The following is a 16,118-nucleotide window of genomic DNA, read 5'->3' on the forward strand; positions in this document are numbered from 1 at the left end:
CTCCAGACAAGGGGAAGAGGATTCAGCGCCCGAGCTGGGCCGCCACGCGATCACAGAGTCGCTTGAGCTCGGCCAGTTCGGCATCGGCCAGATCCACCTGATTGCGCAAGTTGTCCGCCAGACAGCACTCCCTGACTCCCTGCTGCAACTGGCGTCCCGCCTCGGTCAGGCGGATGCATTTTTGCCGCTCGTCTTCGCTGGAGACGGTGCGGGTCAGCCAGCCCTTGCTCTCCAGCCGCTTGACGATGGGGGTCAGGGTGCCCGCATCCAGGCCGGTTTCCTGGCCAATCTCCTTGAGGCTGACCTCGTCCCGCGCCCAGAGCGACAGCATCACCAGGTACTGGGTGTAGGTCAGATCCAGCTTGTCCAGCAGAGGCCTATAGGCACGCATCACCGCATTGGAGGCGCTGTAGAGGGCAAAACAGACCTGCTTTTTCAATTCACTCATGGGGCACCTCGCTGACGACTGGGGCCAGTATACCCCAGGACAACTGAGGTCTGAATAATTTGCACACAAAACAGTTGTCACCCCATCGTTTCGGGATTAACCTGATTTTAGTTTGCACACAAACAGAATGCCCGAGCCGCCGCTTCAGCCCACTGGCTGGCGCGGCGCCGACTGCCCCCTACCCCGCTGGAGAACGACCATGACCCCGATCAGCCATCAGATTCAACTGCTCCGTCGCCCGACCGGCCTGCCCGTCCAGAGCGACTTCATCTTGAAGGAAGTGCCCTTGCCCGCGCTTTCGGAGGGAGAGGTGCAGGTGGCCAACCAGTGGCTGTCGGTGGACCCTTACATGCGTGGTCGCATGAGCGAGGCCAAGAGCTATGTGCCCCCCTTCCCCCTGAACGGCCCCCTCGACGGCGGCGCCATCGGCACTGTGCAGGCCTCCCGTCACCCCGATTTCAAGGCGGGTGACCAGGTGAGCAGCATGCTGGGCTGGCGGGATGCCTTCGTCGCCAAGGGGGAGCAGCTGACCCGGTTGCCCGCCACGGCGCTGCCGTCCCAACTCTTCCTCGGCGCCCTCGGCATGCCGGGCATGACCGCCTGGGCGGGCTTGCACAAGGTCGCCCGCCTACAGGCCGGTGAGACCCTGCTGGTTTCGGCCGCCTCGGGCGCGGTCGGCACCATGGCGGTGCAGCTCGCCAAGCGGGCCGGTGCCCGGGTGATCGGCTCCACCGGGTCAGCCGACAAGGTCGCCTATCTCAAGACCCTGGGCGCCGATGCGGTGATCAACTACAGGGAGACGCCGGATCTCGACGCCGAGCTGGCCCGCCTCGCCCCGGAAGGCATTCAGGTCTATTTCGAGAACGTGGGAGGCGCCATGCTGGACGCGGCCCTCAACAACATGGCGCTGCACGGGCGCATCGTGCTGTGCGGCCTCATCGAGCAGTACAACAGCAATGGCCAAGGGAGCGGCCCGCGCAACCTCTCCCAGATGATCCGCAAGCGCATCCTGATGCAGGGGCTGCTGGTCTCCGATCACTGGCAGCACTACGGGGACTTCCTGGCCGAGGCCATCCCCGCCTTCGAGGCTGGCGCCCTGCAGGCCGAGGAGACCATCAGCGAGGGGCTGGCCAGCATGCCCCAGGCCTTTATCGGGCTGTTCGAGGGCCGCAACACCGGCAAGATGCTGGTCAAGCTGGGCTGACAACCAGCCAAGCAGCCGAGCGTCGAGGGGCACAGCGCCGGCAAGATGCAGATCAAGCGGGGCTGACGGCCTGCCAGCCACAGTGGGGCCCCTGGCCTTGTGTTTACCATCTACCAGGCAGATGTGAGATCGCGATAGCCATCTGATTGACAGATAGATAAACGGCAAGCTCCCGTGTCCCCGGGATCATCCAGCGGCAACTTGCGAAACGGGCCCATCCGTCCTAAGGTGGGCCCGTTTTTTATGGTGTCATCCCGTTTCGGCAAGGAGCCCTGCCCATCTCCAGCACACCCTGTACCGGCGTCGGGGGTCGATAAGTCATCCGGGGGTCACCCCTGGCAGCACAACCACAGCAAGGAGCTCTTCATAATGTCCACTCCCTATCCTCTCGTCGGGGCTCGATAACAGTGTCATCCTGACCAAACAGTTCACCTGCATAGCCACAACAAGGAGCTCTCCATATTGTCCACTCCCTATCCTCGCGTCGGGGTCGGTGTCATCCTCGTCAACCATCAGGGCCAGGTGCTGCTTGGCAAGCGCAAGGGGAGCCACGCCCCCTACTGGTCCATCGCAGGCGGCCACCTGGAGCTTGGCGAGAGCTTCGAGTCGGCGGCCATCCGGGAAGTGGCAGAGGAGACAGGTTTTCTCATCACCAACCCCAGCGTCATCGCCGTCACCAACAACCTGGAGACCTGGCGCGAGAGCGGACTGCACTACATCTCTGTCACCCTGCTGGCCGAGGTGGAGGGCGAGCCGCAACTGCTGGAGCCGGACAAGTGCGAGGGCTGGGTCTGGTGCGATCCCCGCGCGCTGCCCGAACCCCACTTCGATGCCAGTCGCCAGTCCATCGCCTGCTGGCTGGCCGGGCGCTGCTATCTGCCGCAACCGGGCCAGCCGACCTAATCCCCATAGCCCACTGGCTGGCGGGGTGCTGCTACCAGCCAGCGGCAACCCCATCAGCTGAATAAACCGGTTGGCCGGTTGGCCCACCCAAAGCCCCTAGCCAGTAAGTCGTTCATCTGCCAACAGCGAGTCGACCAGCAACCCAGCCCGAAATGTCATAAAAAAGTCATCACTCTGTCATATCATCCCTGTCCATCTGCGATGACGACAGGGAGTAAGTGGTGGGACAGGTATTTCTTCAATTTCTGTGGCTGGGCTGCATCAGCTTCGGCGGGCCGGCCGCCCATATCGGCTACTTCCAGCGCACCTTTGTCCAGCGCCTCGGCTGGCTCAGCCAGGCCGAGTATGCCCAGCTGCTGGCCCTGTGCCAGCTGTTGCCAGGTCCCGCCTCCAGCCAGCTCGGTTTTGCCATCGGCCGCCACCGGGCCGGCCTTGGGGGAGCGCTCGCTGCTTTTGCCGGCTTCACCCTGCCCTCCTTCCTGCTGTTGCTGGTTGCCGCCATCGGCGTGGGCCAGCTAGGCAATAACCTCTGGCTGGATGCCGCCCTGCACGGCCTCAAGCTGCTGGCACTGGTGGTGGTGGCCGATGCCGTGCTCACCATGAGCCGCCAGTTCTGCAAGACGGTGCTGCAACAGGGAGTCATGGTGGCAACCGCCGCCGCCCTCTGGTGGCAGCCCGGTCTGCTGACCCAGCTGGGAATGCTTTTGGGGGCGGCCCTGCTCTGCGCCCAGCGGGAGGTGGTCGGCGCCTCTCCTGCGGCGCCACAAGCCCGTCGCGTCCCCCACTGGCCGACCCTGCTGCTGTTTGCCCTGCTGTTTGTCGGCCTGCCGCTGCTGGCCCTGGGCCCCGCCAGCCAGCTGGTCGCCGACTTCTATCGGGCGGGCAGCCTGGTGTTTGGCGGCGGCCACGTGGTGCTGCCCCTGTTGCAGGAGAGCGTCGGCCACAGCCTCAGCCAGCAGCAATTCCTGACCGGCTACGGCCTGGCCCAGCTGGTGCCCGGCCCCATGTTCACCCTGGCCAGCTACCTCGGCGCCCAGCTGTTGCCCGCCACGCCGCTGACGGGCGCCCTGCTGGCAACCCTCGCACTATTTTTGCCGGGCTTTTTGCTGCTGTGGGCCCTGGGCCCCTGCTGGCAGAGCTGGCTGGCCCACCCCAGGCTGGCGGGGGCCGTGGCCGGCATCAACGCCGCCGTGGTGGGGCTGCTGCTGGCCGCCCTCTATCAGCCGGTGTGGCAGAGCGCCGTGCTGGCACCGGCCGATCTGGCGCTCGCCGCCATCGCCTTCTATCTGCTGCGCGTCATCAGGCTGCCCATACTGGCGCTCGCCGCCCTGCTGGTGGGGGCCAATCTGCTGCTGATCTGAGGGCCAACCAGGACCCCATAAAAAATGGCGCCTCCGCAAGCGGAGGCGCCATTTTTCATTTCTGACGCTTTCAGGCGTCGGTATCGGGCTCGAAGTCCAGGCTCAGGCTGTTGACGCAGTAGCGCTGGCCGGTCTCGGTCGGCCCGTCCGGGAAGACATGACCCAGGTGGGAGCCGCACTGGCTGCAGGTGATCTCCACCCTTGCCATGCCGTGGCTGCGATCCTCTGTGTAGGTCACTGTCCCCTCGATGGCCCGATCGAAGGAGGGCCAGCCGCAGCCGGAGTCAAACTTGGCATCCGCATGGAACAGTACGCTCTTGCAGCAGACGCAGAGGTAGTCACCGCTCTTGCGATTGTGCAGCAGGGCGCCGCTGTAAGGGCGCTCTGTGCCCTTCTCCCAGCAGACGTGAAACTGCTCTGCACTCAACTTGCTGCGCCATTGCTCGGGATTGTTGCTGCTCATACCGACTCCTTGCCATTAATCACGGCGCCCAGCATACCCACTCACACGCCCCGACTCTACCCCGCCAGCGGGAACTGTGATCCCGTTGGCAACACGGCGGCAACATCCGGCGTGGCGACCACCCCTTCCTTGGCCAGCGCCACCCCAGGCAGCGAAACCCGCTCCAGCAATTTGAGGGAGTGGGCACGCCCCACCGCCACCTGCCGCTTGATGTCGTCCGGCAGGAAAGGCAGGCCGTCGTTGGTGGCCGTGTCTATGGTCTGGATCCACTCCAGCCCCTCCCCCGGCGGCGGCAGGCGGAACTGGATGTCGTAGTCGCTGGCGTTGAACAGCACGTACCAGCGCTCCCCGCCGCACGCCAGCATGCCGATGTCCATGGCGAACGCCTGCCCCATGGGAGCGTGCCAGTCCTGATCGGTGAGCTGATGGCCATCGGGGTGATACCAGTTGACGCTGTGGCAACTGGTCGAGGCGCCGTTCCAGCTGTCGTCGCTCAGTTGCAGGTTGGCGAAGACCCCCGACTCGGCCCGCAGCGCCATCATCTGGCGGGTGAAGGCGAGCAGCCGTTCATCCTCGGGGCGCAACTGCCAGTTGACCCAGCTTATCTGGTTGTCCTGGCAGTAGGCGTTGTTGTTGCCAAGCTGGCTGCGGCCCATCTCGTCCCCGGCCAGGAAGTGCGGCGTGCCCTGGGAGAGCAGCAGGGTGGCAATCAGGTTGCGCTTCTGCTGCTGGCGCAAGTTGTTCACTCTGGGGTCCAGGGTCGGCCCCTCCACCCCGTGGTTGTAGGAGAGGTTGTTGCCGTGGCCGTCTCTGTTGTCTTCGCCGTTGGCCTGGTTGTGGCGCTGGTTGTAGGAGACCAGATCCTCCAGGGTGAAGCCGTCGTGATAGCAGAGGTAGTTGACGCTGGTATGGGGGGAGCGCCAGTTCTTCGGGAAGAGATCCCGCGACCCCGCCAGCCGGGTGGCGAAGTCTCCCATCTTGCCCGCATCGCCGCGCCAGAAGGCGCGTACAGTGTCGCGATAGCGGTCGTTGATCTCCAGCCACTGGCTCGGGAACTGGCCCAGGCGATAGCCGAAGGGGCCTATGTCCCAGGGCTCGGCAATCAGCCTCACCCGCGCCAGCACGGGATCCGCCAGCAGGGCCTTGAAGAAGGCGCTCATGGGATCGAACTCCCCCGCCTCCCGCGCCAGGGTGACCGCCAGATCGAAGCGGAAACCGTCCACCTGCATCTCGGTGACCCAGTAGCGCAGGGCATCGAGCACCAGTCGCAGGCTGTTGGGGTGATCCAGGTTGACGCTGTTGCCGCAGCCGGTGACGTTGGCATGGCGGTGGTAGTCAGGACCGTGAGCCCCGGTCTCGAAGGCGTAGTAACCCGCGTTGTCGAACCCCTTGAGGGACAGCATGGGGCCGTCGACACCAGATTCGGCGGTATGGTTGTAGACCACATCCAGTATCACCTCGAGCCCGACCCGGTGCAGCTCGCGCACCATGGTCTTGAACTCGGTCACCGCCTCCCCCGCGCCGTAGCGTGGCTCGGGGGCGAAGAAGGCGATGGGGTTGTAGCCCCAGTAGTTGGTGAGGCCAAGCTGCTCCAGCCTGGGCTCCGACATGAAGGCAGCCACCGGCATCAGTTGCACCGAGGTGACCCCGAGAGAGAGCAGGTGCTCTATCATCAGCGGATGGCTAACGCCGAGGTAGGTGCCCCGCAGCGCCTCGGGCACCCCGGGATGCTGGCGGGTGAAACCCTTGACGTGGGTCTCGTAGAGCACCACCCGCTCGGGCGGGATCCCGGGCTTGCCGACCCCCTGCCAGTCGAAGGCATCGTCCACCACCACAGACTTGGCCACCATGGCCGCGCTGTCCCCCTGATAGAGGTCGTCATTCCAGCGGGTCGCCCGGCTGAGTGCCCTGGCATAGGGGTCGATCAGCAGCTTGTCCGGGTCGAACAGCATGCCCTCCTGGGGCATGCCATGGACCCGGTAGCCGTAACGCTGACCGGCCTTCACCCCGCGCACATAGCCGAATCTGTATTGGCCGCGCCGACCGGGCAGGGCCAGCCTGACCAGCTCCTGCTCCTGCTCGTCGAACAGACAGAGCTCCACCTTGTCCGATTGGGGGGCCCAGACGCAGAAGTGGCAGCCTGCCTCGTCGAGCCGGGCCCCCAGCGGGTAGTCCACCCCATTTTCCATTACAAACATCAGGACTCCTGTTTGATGAACAAGGTCGCGAGCGGCGGCAAGTCCAGCACTATGCTGTGCGCCATCCCCTGCCAGGGGGTCGGCTCGGCGACTAAGGCCAAACCCACATCATAGTTGCTGCCCCAGTAATGCTCGCTGTCGGTGTTGAGCACCACGGCATAGCGGCCCGCCGCTGGCACCCCGAGGCGATAGGCGAGGCGCGGCACAGGGGTGAAGTTGGAGGCGATCACCACAGGATTGGCCCCCTGCTTGTCGGCGCGCAGCCAGGCGAAGATGCTGTTGTCGGCGTCGTTGTGATCCAGCCAGCGGAAGCCGCTCTGCTCATAATCCGCCTGATACAAGGCAGCTTCATGACGATAGAGCCGGTTGAGATCGCGGATCAGCCGTTGCTGGCCGCCGTGCTTGGGGAATTGCAGCAGGTGCCAGGGCAGTTGGGCATCGTGATTCCACTCGTTGCTCTGGGCGATTTCGGTGCCCATGAAGTTGAGCTTCTTGCCCGGATGGCCATACATGAAGCCCATGTAGGCCCGCAGGTTCGCGGCCTGCTGCCACTCGTCACCCGGCATCTTGTAAAGCAGGGAGTGCTTGCCGTGTACCACCTCGTCGTGGGACAGGGCCAGGATGAAGTTCTCGTCATAGTGATAGACCATGGAGAAGGTCATCTCGTTGTGGTGATAACGGCGGTGGATAGGCTCCTTCTGCATGTAGCTCAGGGTGTCGTGCATCCAGCCCATATTCCACTTGAAGCCAAACCCGAGGCCACCCAGGAAGGTGGGTTTGGAGACACCGGCAAAGGCGGTGGACTCCTCGGCTATGGTCATGGTGTGGGGATACTTGCCGTACACCTCCTCGTTGGTCCACTTCAAGAGGCTGATGGCCTCGTAGTTGTGGTTGCCCCCGTCGACGTTTGGCACCCACTCACCGGCGTTGCGGGAATAATCCAGATAGAGCATGGAGGCCACCGCATCCACCCGCAGGCCGTCGATGTGGAACTTGTCGAGCCAGAACAGGGCGCTCGCCACCAGGAACTGGCGCACGTTGTTGCGACCGAAGTCGTAGATGTAGGAGTTCCAGTCCGGGTGCCAGCCACGGCGCGGATCCTCGTACTCGTAGAGCGGAGTGCCGTCGAAGCGGGCGAGACCATGGGCATCGGCCGGGAAGTGGGCAGGCACCCAGTCGAGGATGACGCCTATGCCGGCCTGGTGGCAGGCGTCGACGAAATGCTTGAAGTCATCGGCACTGCCGTAGCGACTGGTGGGGGAGAACATGCCCACCGGCTGATAGCCCCAGGAGCCGCTGAAGGGGTGCTCGGAGACCGGCATCAGCTCGATATGGGTGTAGCCCATCTCGGTGACGTAGTTGACCAGCTCCACCGCCAGCTCGCGCCAGTTCAGGCTGTCCCCGTTGGGATGACGCTTCCAGGAGCCCACGTGCAGCTCGTAGATGGAGAGCGGCTGCTCCCGCTTGTCATTGCGCTGGCTCTCGCGCCAGGCGGCATCCTGCCACTGGTACTGCTCGTGGTCGTGGATGACGGAGGCGAACGACGGGTACTGCTCGCAGTAGAAGCCGACCGGATCGCTCTTGTGGGGCAGCCGATGGCCGGCCGGATCTTTCAGTTCGAACTTGTAACGGTCCCCGGCCTTGAGGCCAGGCACGAACAGCACCCAGTGACCGCACTGGCTCCGCTGCATGGGGTGGCGACGCCCATCCCAGAAGTTGAAATCGCCGATCAGGCTCACCGCCGTGGCGCTCGGCGCATAGACGGCGAAGCGCACCCCGGTCACCTGCTGACCGAGATGCTCCACGGTGCGCAGCTGCGCGCCCAGGGTGTGGTAGAGGTTTTCCGGCTGGAAGCCGAGCTCAGCCAAGCCTTCCCAGGCGGCAGCCTGGAATTGGTAAGGGTCGATGGATTCGGCACTGGCATCGGGGTAGCTGGCGATCAGCTGATAGGGGAAGGGATTCTTGCGGCGAGTGAAAACAGTTTCAAAAAGGCCCGCTTCGTCGGCGGCGGTCAGGGTGGCAACTATCTTGCCTGACTTGAGGTCCCTGACCCGGACCTCGAGGGCATCCGGCAACCAGGCCGTCAGTTTCAGGCCTGGCCCATCCGGATTGGCCAGCAGGCCTAGATGGGAGAAGGGATCGGCACAGCGGGCGGCAACCAAACGTTCAACGGGCATCGACATTTCCTTTCATGGCTGAACATCCGCTCCGGCCTGGGCCGAAGCGGATGAAAGTGAGTCACATGTTGACAGCAAGGGCTCAACGACTGGCCTCGTCACGGGCCTGGCTCATCTTGCCCGCCAGCGCCTTGAGCGCCTCATCGGCAAAAATATCTTCCAGATCCTTTGAAAGCTTGCGACGCCAGTTCGGGTATTCGTAACTGGTGCCCGGCACGTTGACCGGCTTGTCCATCTCCAGCCAGTCTTCCAGCTGGGTACTGAACAGGGCACAGCTGCCGCGGGACATGTGCAGTTGCAGGCCATGGTTGAGTTCGGTGTTCATCCCGACCCAGTTCACGTCATGGCTGATGTTGCCAGAGATGACCCCATGGGCATGCAGGCTGTCAAGGATCCGCTGCTTGGCCTGGTGGCGATCAGCATACAGGGTCTTGAGTACCTCTTCATCCGGGTACAGGCCCAGCTCGCGGCCCAACGCCAGATCGTCGCAATGCCAGAAGCCCTTCAGGGTCGGCATGTCGTGGGTGGTCAGGGCCGACATCGCCTGCTCGGTGTAGTGCGCCGGAGAGATGAAACCGCCGTCCCCCTTGGAGCGCTCGAAGAAGAACACCTTGTAGGAGTGAACGCCGTTCTCTTTGAGCGTGACGTCTATGCCTTCCGGCACTGTGCCGAGATCTTCACCGATCAGCAGGCACTGGTTGCGGTGGGATTCGAGGGCAAGTATCCCCAGCAGATCGTTGACCGGATAGTAGATGTAGGCGCCCTTGGCGGCGGACGCTCCGGGCGGTACCCACCACAGGCGCAGCAAGGCCATCACGTGGTCGATGCGCAGCGCGCCGCAGGCACGCATGTTGGCGCGGAACAGATCCACCATGGGCTGATAGGCCGCCTCGAACAGCTGGTTCGGGTTCATGGGGGGCAGGCCCCAGTTCTGACCGAGGGGGCCCAGGATGTCGGGGGGCGCACCGACCGAGGCTTTCGGGCAGTAGAGATCCCGGTTGGCCCAGATCTCGGTGGAGCCTTCGGAGACGCCCACCGCCAGATCCCGGTAGATCCCCATCACCATGCCGGCCGCCTTGGCGCGGGCATCGGCTTGCGCCAGCTGTTCATCGGCCAGGAACTGCAGATAGAGGTAGAAATTCACATCCTGGCTGTGCTCCTGCATCCAGACAGCCACTTCCGGGTTGTGGTAATCGCGGAAGGCATCCGGCCAGACCGGCCAGCCCCAGGCGTTCTCACCCTTGCCATAGAAATGGGCCTGCAGGGCATCGAAGGCGGCCTGCTGTTGCAGGCTGTCGCCACCGGCGGCCACGAAGGCATCGAAGGCGGCCTGACGCTCGGCGCTGAGCCTGGCCTCATCGAACACCTGGCGCAGCATGCCGATCTTGGTCTCGATGACACCGGTGTAATCCACGTTCTCCTTGGCCCGCAGGGAGGCCAGATGCTGCTGGAAGGCCGGGCTCGCCACATCGGCCTTGAGCCGCTCGTTGGCCAGAAACTCGGGCACGGCTTCCACATTGATGTAGGCCACGTTGAGCCAGCGGCGGGAAGAGGGGCTGTAGGGGCTGGCACTCTCGGGATTTGCAGGATAGAGGGCATGGATGGGGTTCAGCCCCACGAAATGGGCTCCCCAGGCGGCGGCCTGCTCGACCAGCTGGCCGAGATCGCTGAAATCACCTATGCCCCAGTTGTGGCGGCTGCGCAGGCAGTAGAGCTGCACGCTCGGGCCCCACACCTTGCGGCCGTTGGCGATGGGCGCCTGCTTGTAGCAGGACTTGGGCGCGACTATGAGGCGCATGGTGGCGAGTGGCTCGTCGTTGCCCTCTTCCAGCAGCACCAGCTGGTGATAGCCGAGCTCCGGCTGCACATCCAGCGCGACCCTATAGGCCTGGCACTCCATCTCCTCGAATTCGGCGACGCCGACCAGTTCCCCTTCGATGGGGGTCAGCTGGCCGGACAACAGGGCTCCCTGCTCCAGCACTATCTGCCAGTGGAGGGCGTCGTTGACGAACTCTATGGGCAGACGAACCTCGAGGCTGATGGGGTCGCCACTGCGCACTACCATCACGGGATCCAGAGGCCGCAACCAGTGCTGACGGTGCTCCTGCTCCAGCTGCTCGGTCAGGGCGGCCTCGTCGTCGACGCGGTAGCCCATGGCGCCCAGCATGGCGGCCTTGCTCTCTTCGGATACCTGAGCCGGGTGGCCCCAGGCATCAACATACTCGCTGGCGATACCTTTGGCGGCAGCCAGCTGTTCAATCAGGGTGGTCATAGTTTGAGAATTCCCGCTGTGGATTCTATCTACACTATTTGTGATTAATTTTTATGGGTGGTACTTGAACAGTGGCTCTTTGGCCATGCTAAACCGCGCACATTTTTACATATCTCCCTGGCTGGTTGTGTGACCGAACAGGCACTATTGTTGATCTCTGCGACCGGATCCGCTGATGATGCATTCGACAAAAGTTGGTAGCCAGTTACATAAAACGAAAATAAATTTCACAGTTTTTCATGATATAGCGCAATTTCGCGCAGATTGTTGGTTGACTCACCGGTGAGTTCTAGTAAATTTACAAACGGAATTTTCTTTGACTACTGAACAGTTAGGTAACCAAATATGACTATCAAAGTAGGTATTAACGGTTTTGGCCGCATCGGTCGTTTCGTGTTCCGTCTGGCCGCTGAGCGTGCTGACATCGAAGTGGTTGGTATCAACGACCTGATCGACGTTGACTACATGGCTTACATGCTGAAGTACGATTCAACTCACGGTCGTTTCAACGGCACCGTTGAAGTTAAAGACGGCAACCTGGTTGTTAACGGCAAAACCGTACGTGTTACCGCTGAGCGTGACCCGGCAAACCTGAAATGGGATGCCATCGGTGTTGACGTTGTTGCCGAAGCTACCGGTCTGTTCCTGGACGACGCAACTGCTCGCAAGCACATCGCTGCTGGCGCCAAGAAAGTCGTACTGACCGGTCCGTCCAAAGACGCTACCCCTATGTTCGTCATGGGTGTTAACGACTCTACCTACGCTGGCCAGGACATCGTTTCCAACGCTTCCTGCACCACCAACTGCCTGGCCCCGATCGCCAAGGTTCTGAACGATACCTTCGGTATCGAATCCGGCCTGATGACCACTGTCCACGCTACCACTGCTACCCAGAAGACCGTTGATGGTCCGTCTGCCAAAGACTGGCGCGGTGGCCGCGGTGCGGCTCAGAACATCATCCCGTCCTCTACCGGTGCTGCCAAGGCTGTTGGCGTTGTTATCCCGGAACTGAACGGCAAACTGACCGGCATGGCTTTCCGCGTACCGACTCCGGACGTGTCCGTTGTTGACCTGACCGTCAACCTGAAGAAAGCTGCCACCTACGCAGAAATCTGCGCAGCCATGAAAGCAGCCTCCGAAGGCTCCATGAAGGGCGTGCTGGGCTACACCGAAGATCAAGTGGTTTCCACCGACTTCCTGGGTGAGCGTCAGACTTCCGTGTTCGATGCCAAGGCTGGTATCGCACTGAACGACAAATTCGTTAAAGTTGTATCCTGGTACGACAACGAAATGGGCTACTCCAGCAAGGTTCTGGACCTGATCGCTCACATCTCCAAGTAATTTGGGATGCGCAATCGCGTAGCTTGAAAAAAGGCGGCCATTGGCCGCCTTTTTGTATTCTGGATCTGCCGACCTCTTTCTTGAATGTGCGCGAGCACAGGAGTCTCCATGCAACCGACACGTACTCTGACAGCCCACTGTACCCTCAGCCACCCCGCGGATGGCCAGCCTCTGCTGACCATCAACAACGAGCATGCCAGGGCGGAGATCAGCCTGTTTGGCGCCCATGTACTGCGTTATCAGCGCCACGGCGAACCCGCCTCGATCTGGCTCAGCGACAAGGCCGTGCTGGATGGCAGCAAGCCGATCCGGGGCGGCATCCCCCTGTGCTGGCCCTGGTTCGGCCCCTCCCCCGCTCGCGTCGGCAGCGGCAAACCGTCCCATGGCTTCGCCCGCACCAGCCTCTGGACCCTGGATGGTGTCTCCGATCACGGGGATGGCACCCTGGTCCATCTGTCTCTGCGCGACACCGACGCCAGCCGTGCCCTCTGGCCCCACGCCTTCGAGCTGGAGCTGGATGTGCTGGTGGGCAAGGAGCTCTCCCTGGTGCTAACCACCCGCAACACCGGCAAGACGCCCCTCACCTACAATGCGGCCCTGCACACCTATCTGCAGATAAGCGCGCCAGAGGCCGTCAGCGTGACCGGCCTGGGTGAGCCTTATGCAGACAAGCTGACGGGTCAGGATGGGCAGCAGCAGGGCGCTCTGACGCTCACAGCTGCCATTGATCGGGTCTACCACCAAGCCGAGGCCATGGTGATGGTCAAGGACGGCGATCGCACCACTAAAGTGGTGAGCGGCAACAACGACAGCGTCGTGGTCTGGACCCCCTGGCTGGAAGGGGCCACCGCCATGGCGGACATGAGCGACGATGGCTACCGCACCATGCTCTGCGTCGAGGCGGCCATCACGGCCGAGGCTGGCGTCGTTATCGCGCCGGATGAGGAGCACAGCTTCTCTACCGTGATCATCTGATCATCTGATCTTCGTCTTCGCGAAACCCATAACGAAAGAGGGCACCCCAACGGATGCCCTCTTCTATTCAGCCTTTCTATTCAACGCTTCGCACACTCAGGCGTTGCCCTGGGTCTTTAGCTTGAGCTCGGCAGCGAAGTTCAGCATGCGATCCAGCGGGATCAGTGCCTTCACTCGCAACTCCTCATCCACCAGGATCTCGTGACGCTCGGCGCCATCGGTCAGTGCCTCCTTGATCGCCACCAGACCATTCATCGCCATCCAGGGACAGTGGGCGCAGCTGCGGCAGGTGGCGCCATCGCCACCGGTTGGAGCCTCCACCATCTCCTTGTCCGGGCAGGCCTGCTGCATCTTGTAGAAGATGCCGCGATCGGTCGCCACTATCAGCTTCTGCTGGGGCAGCTCACGGGCCGCCTTGATGAGCTGGCTGGTCGAACCCACCGCATCTGCCAGTTCGATGACGGAAGCCGGGGACTCCGGGTGCACCAGCACGGCCGCGTCCGGGTTCTGGGCCTTGAGCTCGCGCAGGGCCTTGGCCTTGAACTCGTCATGGACTATGCAGTGACCCTGCCAGCGCAGCATCTCGGCGCCCGTCTTCTTCTCGATGTAGGCACCCAGGTGTCTGTCCGGACCCCAGATGATCTTGTGGCCCTGGCTGTCCAGGTGCTCGACTATCTCGAGCGCAATGCTGGAGGTGACCACCCAGTCGGCCCGCGCCTTCACCGCCGCAGAGGTATTGGCATAGACCACGACGATATGGTCGGGATGGGCATCGCAGAAGGCGGAGAACTGGTCGATGGGGCAGCCCAGATCCAGGGAGCACTCAGCCTCCAGGGTCGGCATCAGCACCCGCTTGTGCGGGCTCAGGATCTTGGAGGTCTCCCCCATGAAGCGCACACCGGCCACGATCAGGGTCTGGGCGGCGTGATCACGACCGAAGCGAGCCATCTCGAGGGAGTCGCCGACGAAACCGCCGGTGGCCTCGGCCAGCGCCTGGATCTCGGGATCCGTGTAATAGTGGGCAACCAGCACGGCCTGACGCGCCTCGAGCAGCGCCTTGATCTCGATGATCAGGGCCGCCTTCTGTTCGGCAGTCAGGGGAGCCGGTTTGACCGGAAAGGGATAGTCCATCTCGATGACCGGAGGGACACTGCTCAGTGCATTGCTCATTGCGACTGTTCCATCAACGCTTGGAAAGGCCAAAATTATAACCAGAAGCCGCGCACAAACCCATCAACAAATCGCGATCACCAGACAGGGAGCCAGCTGCAGCTAAAACAAGAAGGCCCGCACTGGAGTGCGGGCCTTCTTGTTTGCAAGTCATGGTGGTCGTTACTGGGCTCGAACCAGTGACCCCCTCCTTGTAAGGGAGGTGCTCTCCCAGCTGAGCTAAACGACCTGGGATATGGCTAAATGATGGTGGGTCGTGCTGGATTCGAACCAGCGACCAATTGATTAAAAGTCAACTGCTCTACCGACTGAGCTAACGACCCATCTGTATCATTTTTTTCAAAGCATGGTGGTCGTTACTGGGCTCGAACCAGTGACCCCCTCCTTGTAAGGGAGGTGCTCTCCCAGCTGAGCTAAACGACCTGGGATATGGCTAAATGATGGTGGGTCGTGCTGGATTCGAACCAGCGACCAATTGATTAAAAGTCAACTGCTCTACCGACTGAGCTAACGACCCATCTGTATCATTTTTTTCAAAGCATGGTGGTCGTTACTGGGCTCGAACCAGTGACCCCCTCCTTGTAAGGGAGGTGCTCTCCCAGCTGAGCTAAACGACCTGGGATAAGGCTAAATGATGGTGGGTCGTGCTGGATTCGAACCAGCGACCAATTGATTAAAAGTCAACTGCTCTACCGACTGAGCTAACGACCCATCTGTATCATTTTTTTCAAAGCATGGTGGTCGTTACTGGGCTCGAACCAGTGACCCCCTCCTTGTAAGGGAGGTGCTCTCCCAGCTGAGCTAAACGACCTGGGATAAGGCTAAATGATGGTGGGTCGTGCTGGATTCGAACCAGCGACCAATTGATTAAAAGTCAACTGCTCTACCGACTGAGCTAACGACCCATCTGTATCATTTTTTTCAAAGCATGGTGGTCGTTACTGGGTTCGAACCAGTGACCCCCTCCTTGTAAGGGAGGTGCTCTCCCAGCTGAGCTAAACGACCTGGGATACTCTGTGGTCAAGATTGGTGGGTCGTGCTGGGTTCGAACCAGCGACCAATTGATTAAGAGTCAACTGCTCTACCAACTGAGCTAACGACCCACACCTTGAACCTGTCACCGCCTGCCGTGGCAGACCGCGTTAAAACTGGTGGTCGTTACTGGGCTCGAACCAGTGACCCCCTCCTTGTAAGGGAGGTGCTCTCCCAGCTGAGCTAAACGACCTGGGGTATTCTGTGGTCAAGATTGGTGGGTCGTGCTGGGTTCGAACCAGCGACCAATTGATTAAGAGTCAACTGCTCTACCAACTGAGCTAACGACCCACACCTTGAACCTGTCACCGCCTGCCGTGGCAGACTGCGTTAAAACTGGTGGTCGTTACTGGGCTCGAACCAGTGACCCCCTCCTTGTAAGGGAGGTGCTCTCCCAGCTGAGCTAAACGACCTGGGAATTCTGTCTTCACCCGTTGTGAAGAAATGGTGGGTCGTGCTGGATTCGAACCAGCGACCAATTGATTAAAAGTCAACTGCTCTACCGACTGAGCTAACGACCCTCACCACGACCAGTTCCGAGCGCATTGCTGCACCGGCTCTGACGGCGGCCTAT

11 protein-coding genes and 14 tRNA genes are annotated in these 16,118 nt (G+C 61.8%); 5 read left to right on the forward strand and 20 right to left on the reverse strand.

Going from position 1 to position 16,118, the window contains the following annotated elements:
- Window positions 1-22: 22 nt before the first annotated feature.
- The gene (locus tag ACFWHB_RS17645) at window positions 23-448 is read right to left on the reverse strand and encodes a MarR family winged helix-turn-helix transcriptional regulator (RefSeq protein WP_162519291.1); all 426 of its coding nucleotides are present in this window, start codon (window positions 446-448) and stop codon (window positions 23-25) included.
- 199 nt (window positions 449-647) lie between these two features.
- Between ACFWHB_RS17645 and ACFWHB_RS17650 the strand changes: the two genes are divergently transcribed.
- From ACFWHB_RS17650 to chrA, 3 genes are all read left to right on the forward strand, one after another.
- On the forward strand, window positions 648-1,652 hold the full coding sequence (locus tag ACFWHB_RS17650; protein WP_289986883.1) for an NADP-dependent oxidoreductase: 1,005 nt from the start codon (window positions 648-650) through the stop codon (window positions 1,650-1,652).
- Between the two features lie 462 nt (window positions 1,653-2,114).
- On the forward strand, window positions 2,115-2,555 hold the full coding sequence (locus ACFWHB_RS17655; protein ID WP_234677576.1) for a nucleotide triphosphate diphosphatase NUDT15: 441 nt from the start codon (window positions 2,115-2,117) through the stop codon (window positions 2,553-2,555).
- 221 nt (window positions 2,556-2,776) lie between these two features.
- On the forward strand, window positions 2,777-3,916 hold the full coding sequence (gene chrA / locus ACFWHB_RS17660) for a chromate efflux transporter (RefSeq protein WP_395948965.1): 1,140 nt from the start codon (window positions 2,777-2,779) through the stop codon (window positions 3,914-3,916).
- Window positions 3,917-3,986: 70 nt separating this feature from the next.
- Here chrA and msrB read toward each other — a convergent pair whose 3' ends face one another.
- The 4 genes from msrB to malQ form a co-directional block, all read right to left on the reverse strand.
- Entirely contained in the window at window positions 3,987-4,379 is a 393-nt protein-coding gene (gene msrB / locus ACFWHB_RS17665; protein WP_163149198.1) for a peptide-methionine (R)-S-oxide reductase MsrB, read from the reverse strand.
- A 56-nt stretch (window positions 4,380-4,435) separates the two neighbouring features.
- Entirely contained in the window at window positions 4,436-6,577 is a 2,142-nt protein-coding gene (gene glgX, locus ACFWHB_RS17670; protein WP_290071181.1) for a glycogen debranching protein GlgX, read from the reverse strand.
- Window positions 6,577-8,754 (reverse strand): 1,4-alpha-glucan branching protein GlgB, encoded by a 2,178-nt coding sequence (gene glgB, locus ACFWHB_RS17675; protein WP_395948966.1) that lies wholly within the window; start codon window positions 8,752-8,754, stop codon window positions 6,577-6,579. Before glgB ends, glgX begins: the two co-directional genes overlap by 1 nt.
- Before the next feature lie 82 nt (window positions 8,755-8,836).
- A complete protein-coding gene (gene malQ, locus ACFWHB_RS17680; RefSeq protein ID WP_395948967.1) occupies window positions 8,837-11,026 on the reverse strand; it encodes a 4-alpha-glucanotransferase in 2,190 nt (729 codons plus the stop codon).
- Window positions 11,027-11,371: 345 nt separating this feature from the next.
- Between malQ and gap the strand changes: the two genes are divergently transcribed.
- Together gap and ACFWHB_RS17690 are read left to right on the forward strand one after the other, a co-directional pair.
- Complete coding sequence (gene gap, locus ACFWHB_RS17685) at window positions 11,372-12,367, forward strand: type I glyceraldehyde-3-phosphate dehydrogenase (protein ID WP_033129683.1); 996 nt, start codon at window positions 11,372-11,374, stop codon at window positions 12,365-12,367.
- Window positions 12,368-12,475: 108 nt separating this feature from the next.
- Window positions 12,476-13,342, forward strand: coding sequence for a D-hexose-6-phosphate mutarotase (locus tag ACFWHB_RS17690; RefSeq protein ID WP_289986894.1), 867 nt, complete (start codon window positions 12,476-12,478; stop codon window positions 13,340-13,342).
- 96 nt (window positions 13,343-13,438) lie between these two features.
- Here ACFWHB_RS17690 and nadA read toward each other — a convergent pair whose 3' ends face one another.
- From nadA to ACFWHB_RS17765, 15 genes are all read right to left on the reverse strand, one after another.
- On the reverse strand, window positions 13,439-14,512 hold the full coding sequence (gene nadA, locus ACFWHB_RS17695) for a quinolinate synthase NadA (RefSeq protein WP_163149203.1): 1,074 nt from the start codon (window positions 14,510-14,512) through the stop codon (window positions 13,439-13,441).
- A gap of 153 nt (window positions 14,513-14,665) precedes the next feature.
- Window positions 14,666-14,741, reverse strand: a tRNA-Val gene (locus ACFWHB_RS17700).
- 18 nt (window positions 14,742-14,759) lie between these two features.
- Window positions 14,760-14,835: transfer RNA gene (locus ACFWHB_RS17705), tRNA-Lys, on the reverse strand.
- 24 nt (window positions 14,836-14,859) lie between these two features.
- Window positions 14,860-14,935, reverse strand: a tRNA-Val gene (locus ACFWHB_RS17710).
- 18 nt (window positions 14,936-14,953) lie between these two features.
- Window positions 14,954-15,029 (reverse strand) — tRNA-Lys (locus ACFWHB_RS17715).
- A gap of 24 nt (window positions 15,030-15,053) precedes the next feature.
- A tRNA-Val gene (locus ACFWHB_RS17720) sits at window positions 15,054-15,129 on the reverse strand.
- 18 nt (window positions 15,130-15,147) lie between these two features.
- Window positions 15,148-15,223, reverse strand: a tRNA-Lys gene (locus tag ACFWHB_RS17725).
- A 24-nt stretch (window positions 15,224-15,247) separates the two neighbouring features.
- Window positions 15,248-15,323: transfer RNA gene (locus ACFWHB_RS17730), tRNA-Val, on the reverse strand.
- An 18-nt stretch (window positions 15,324-15,341) separates the two neighbouring features.
- Window positions 15,342-15,417 (reverse strand) — tRNA-Lys (locus ACFWHB_RS17735).
- Window positions 15,418-15,441: 24 nt separating this feature from the next.
- Window positions 15,442-15,517 (reverse strand) — tRNA-Val (locus tag ACFWHB_RS17740).
- A gap of 22 nt (window positions 15,518-15,539) precedes the next feature.
- Window positions 15,540-15,615: transfer RNA gene (locus ACFWHB_RS17745), tRNA-Lys, on the reverse strand.
- A 46-nt stretch (window positions 15,616-15,661) separates the two neighbouring features.
- A tRNA-Val gene (locus tag ACFWHB_RS17750) sits at window positions 15,662-15,737 on the reverse strand.
- A 22-nt stretch (window positions 15,738-15,759) separates the two neighbouring features.
- Window positions 15,760-15,835 (reverse strand) — tRNA-Lys (locus ACFWHB_RS17755).
- Between the two features lie 46 nt (window positions 15,836-15,881).
- Window positions 15,882-15,957 (reverse strand) — tRNA-Val (locus ACFWHB_RS17760).
- A 32-nt stretch (window positions 15,958-15,989) separates the two neighbouring features.
- A tRNA-Lys gene (locus tag ACFWHB_RS17765) sits at window positions 15,990-16,065 on the reverse strand.
- Between the last annotated feature and the right edge of the window lie 53 nt (window positions 16,066-16,118).

This window comes from Aeromonas mytilicola subsp. aquatica, assembly GCF_044336385.1.
Lineage (GTDB): Bacteria > Pseudomonadota > Gammaproteobacteria > Enterobacterales > Aeromonadaceae > Aeromonas > Aeromonas rivipollensis.

Coding starts and splice junctions, on each gene's coding strand:
- ACFWHB_RS17650 (WP_289986883.1), top strand. CDS start 648: ATGACCCCGATCAGCCATCAGATTCAACTGCTCCGTCGCCCGACCGGC.
- glgX (WP_290071181.1), bottom strand. CDS start 6,577: ATGTTTGTAATGGAAAATGGGGTGGACTACCCGCTGGGGGCCCGGCTC.
- glgB (WP_395948966.1), bottom strand. CDS start 8,754: ATGCCCGTTGAACGTTTGGTTGCCGCCCGCTGTGCCGATCCCTTCTCC.
- nadA (WP_163149203.1), bottom strand. CDS start 14,512: ATGAGCAATGCACTGAGCAGTGTCCCTCCGGTCATCGAGATGGACTAT.
- ACFWHB_RS17690 (WP_289986894.1), top strand. CDS start 12,476: ATGCAACCGACACGTACTCTGACAGCCCACTGTACCCTCAGCCACCCC.
- ACFWHB_RS17645 (WP_162519291.1), bottom strand. CDS start 448: ATGAGTGAATTGAAAAAGCAGGTCTGTTTTGCCCTCTACAGCGCCTCC.
- malQ (WP_395948967.1), bottom strand. CDS start 11,026: ATGACCACCCTGATTGAACAGCTGGCTGCCGCCAAAGGTATCGCCAGC.
- msrB (WP_163149198.1), bottom strand. CDS start 4,379: ATGAGCAGCAACAATCCCGAGCAATGGCGCAGCAAGTTGAGTGCAGAG.
- gap (WP_033129683.1), top strand. CDS start 11,372: ATGACTATCAAAGTAGGTATTAACGGTTTTGGCCGCATCGGTCGTTTC.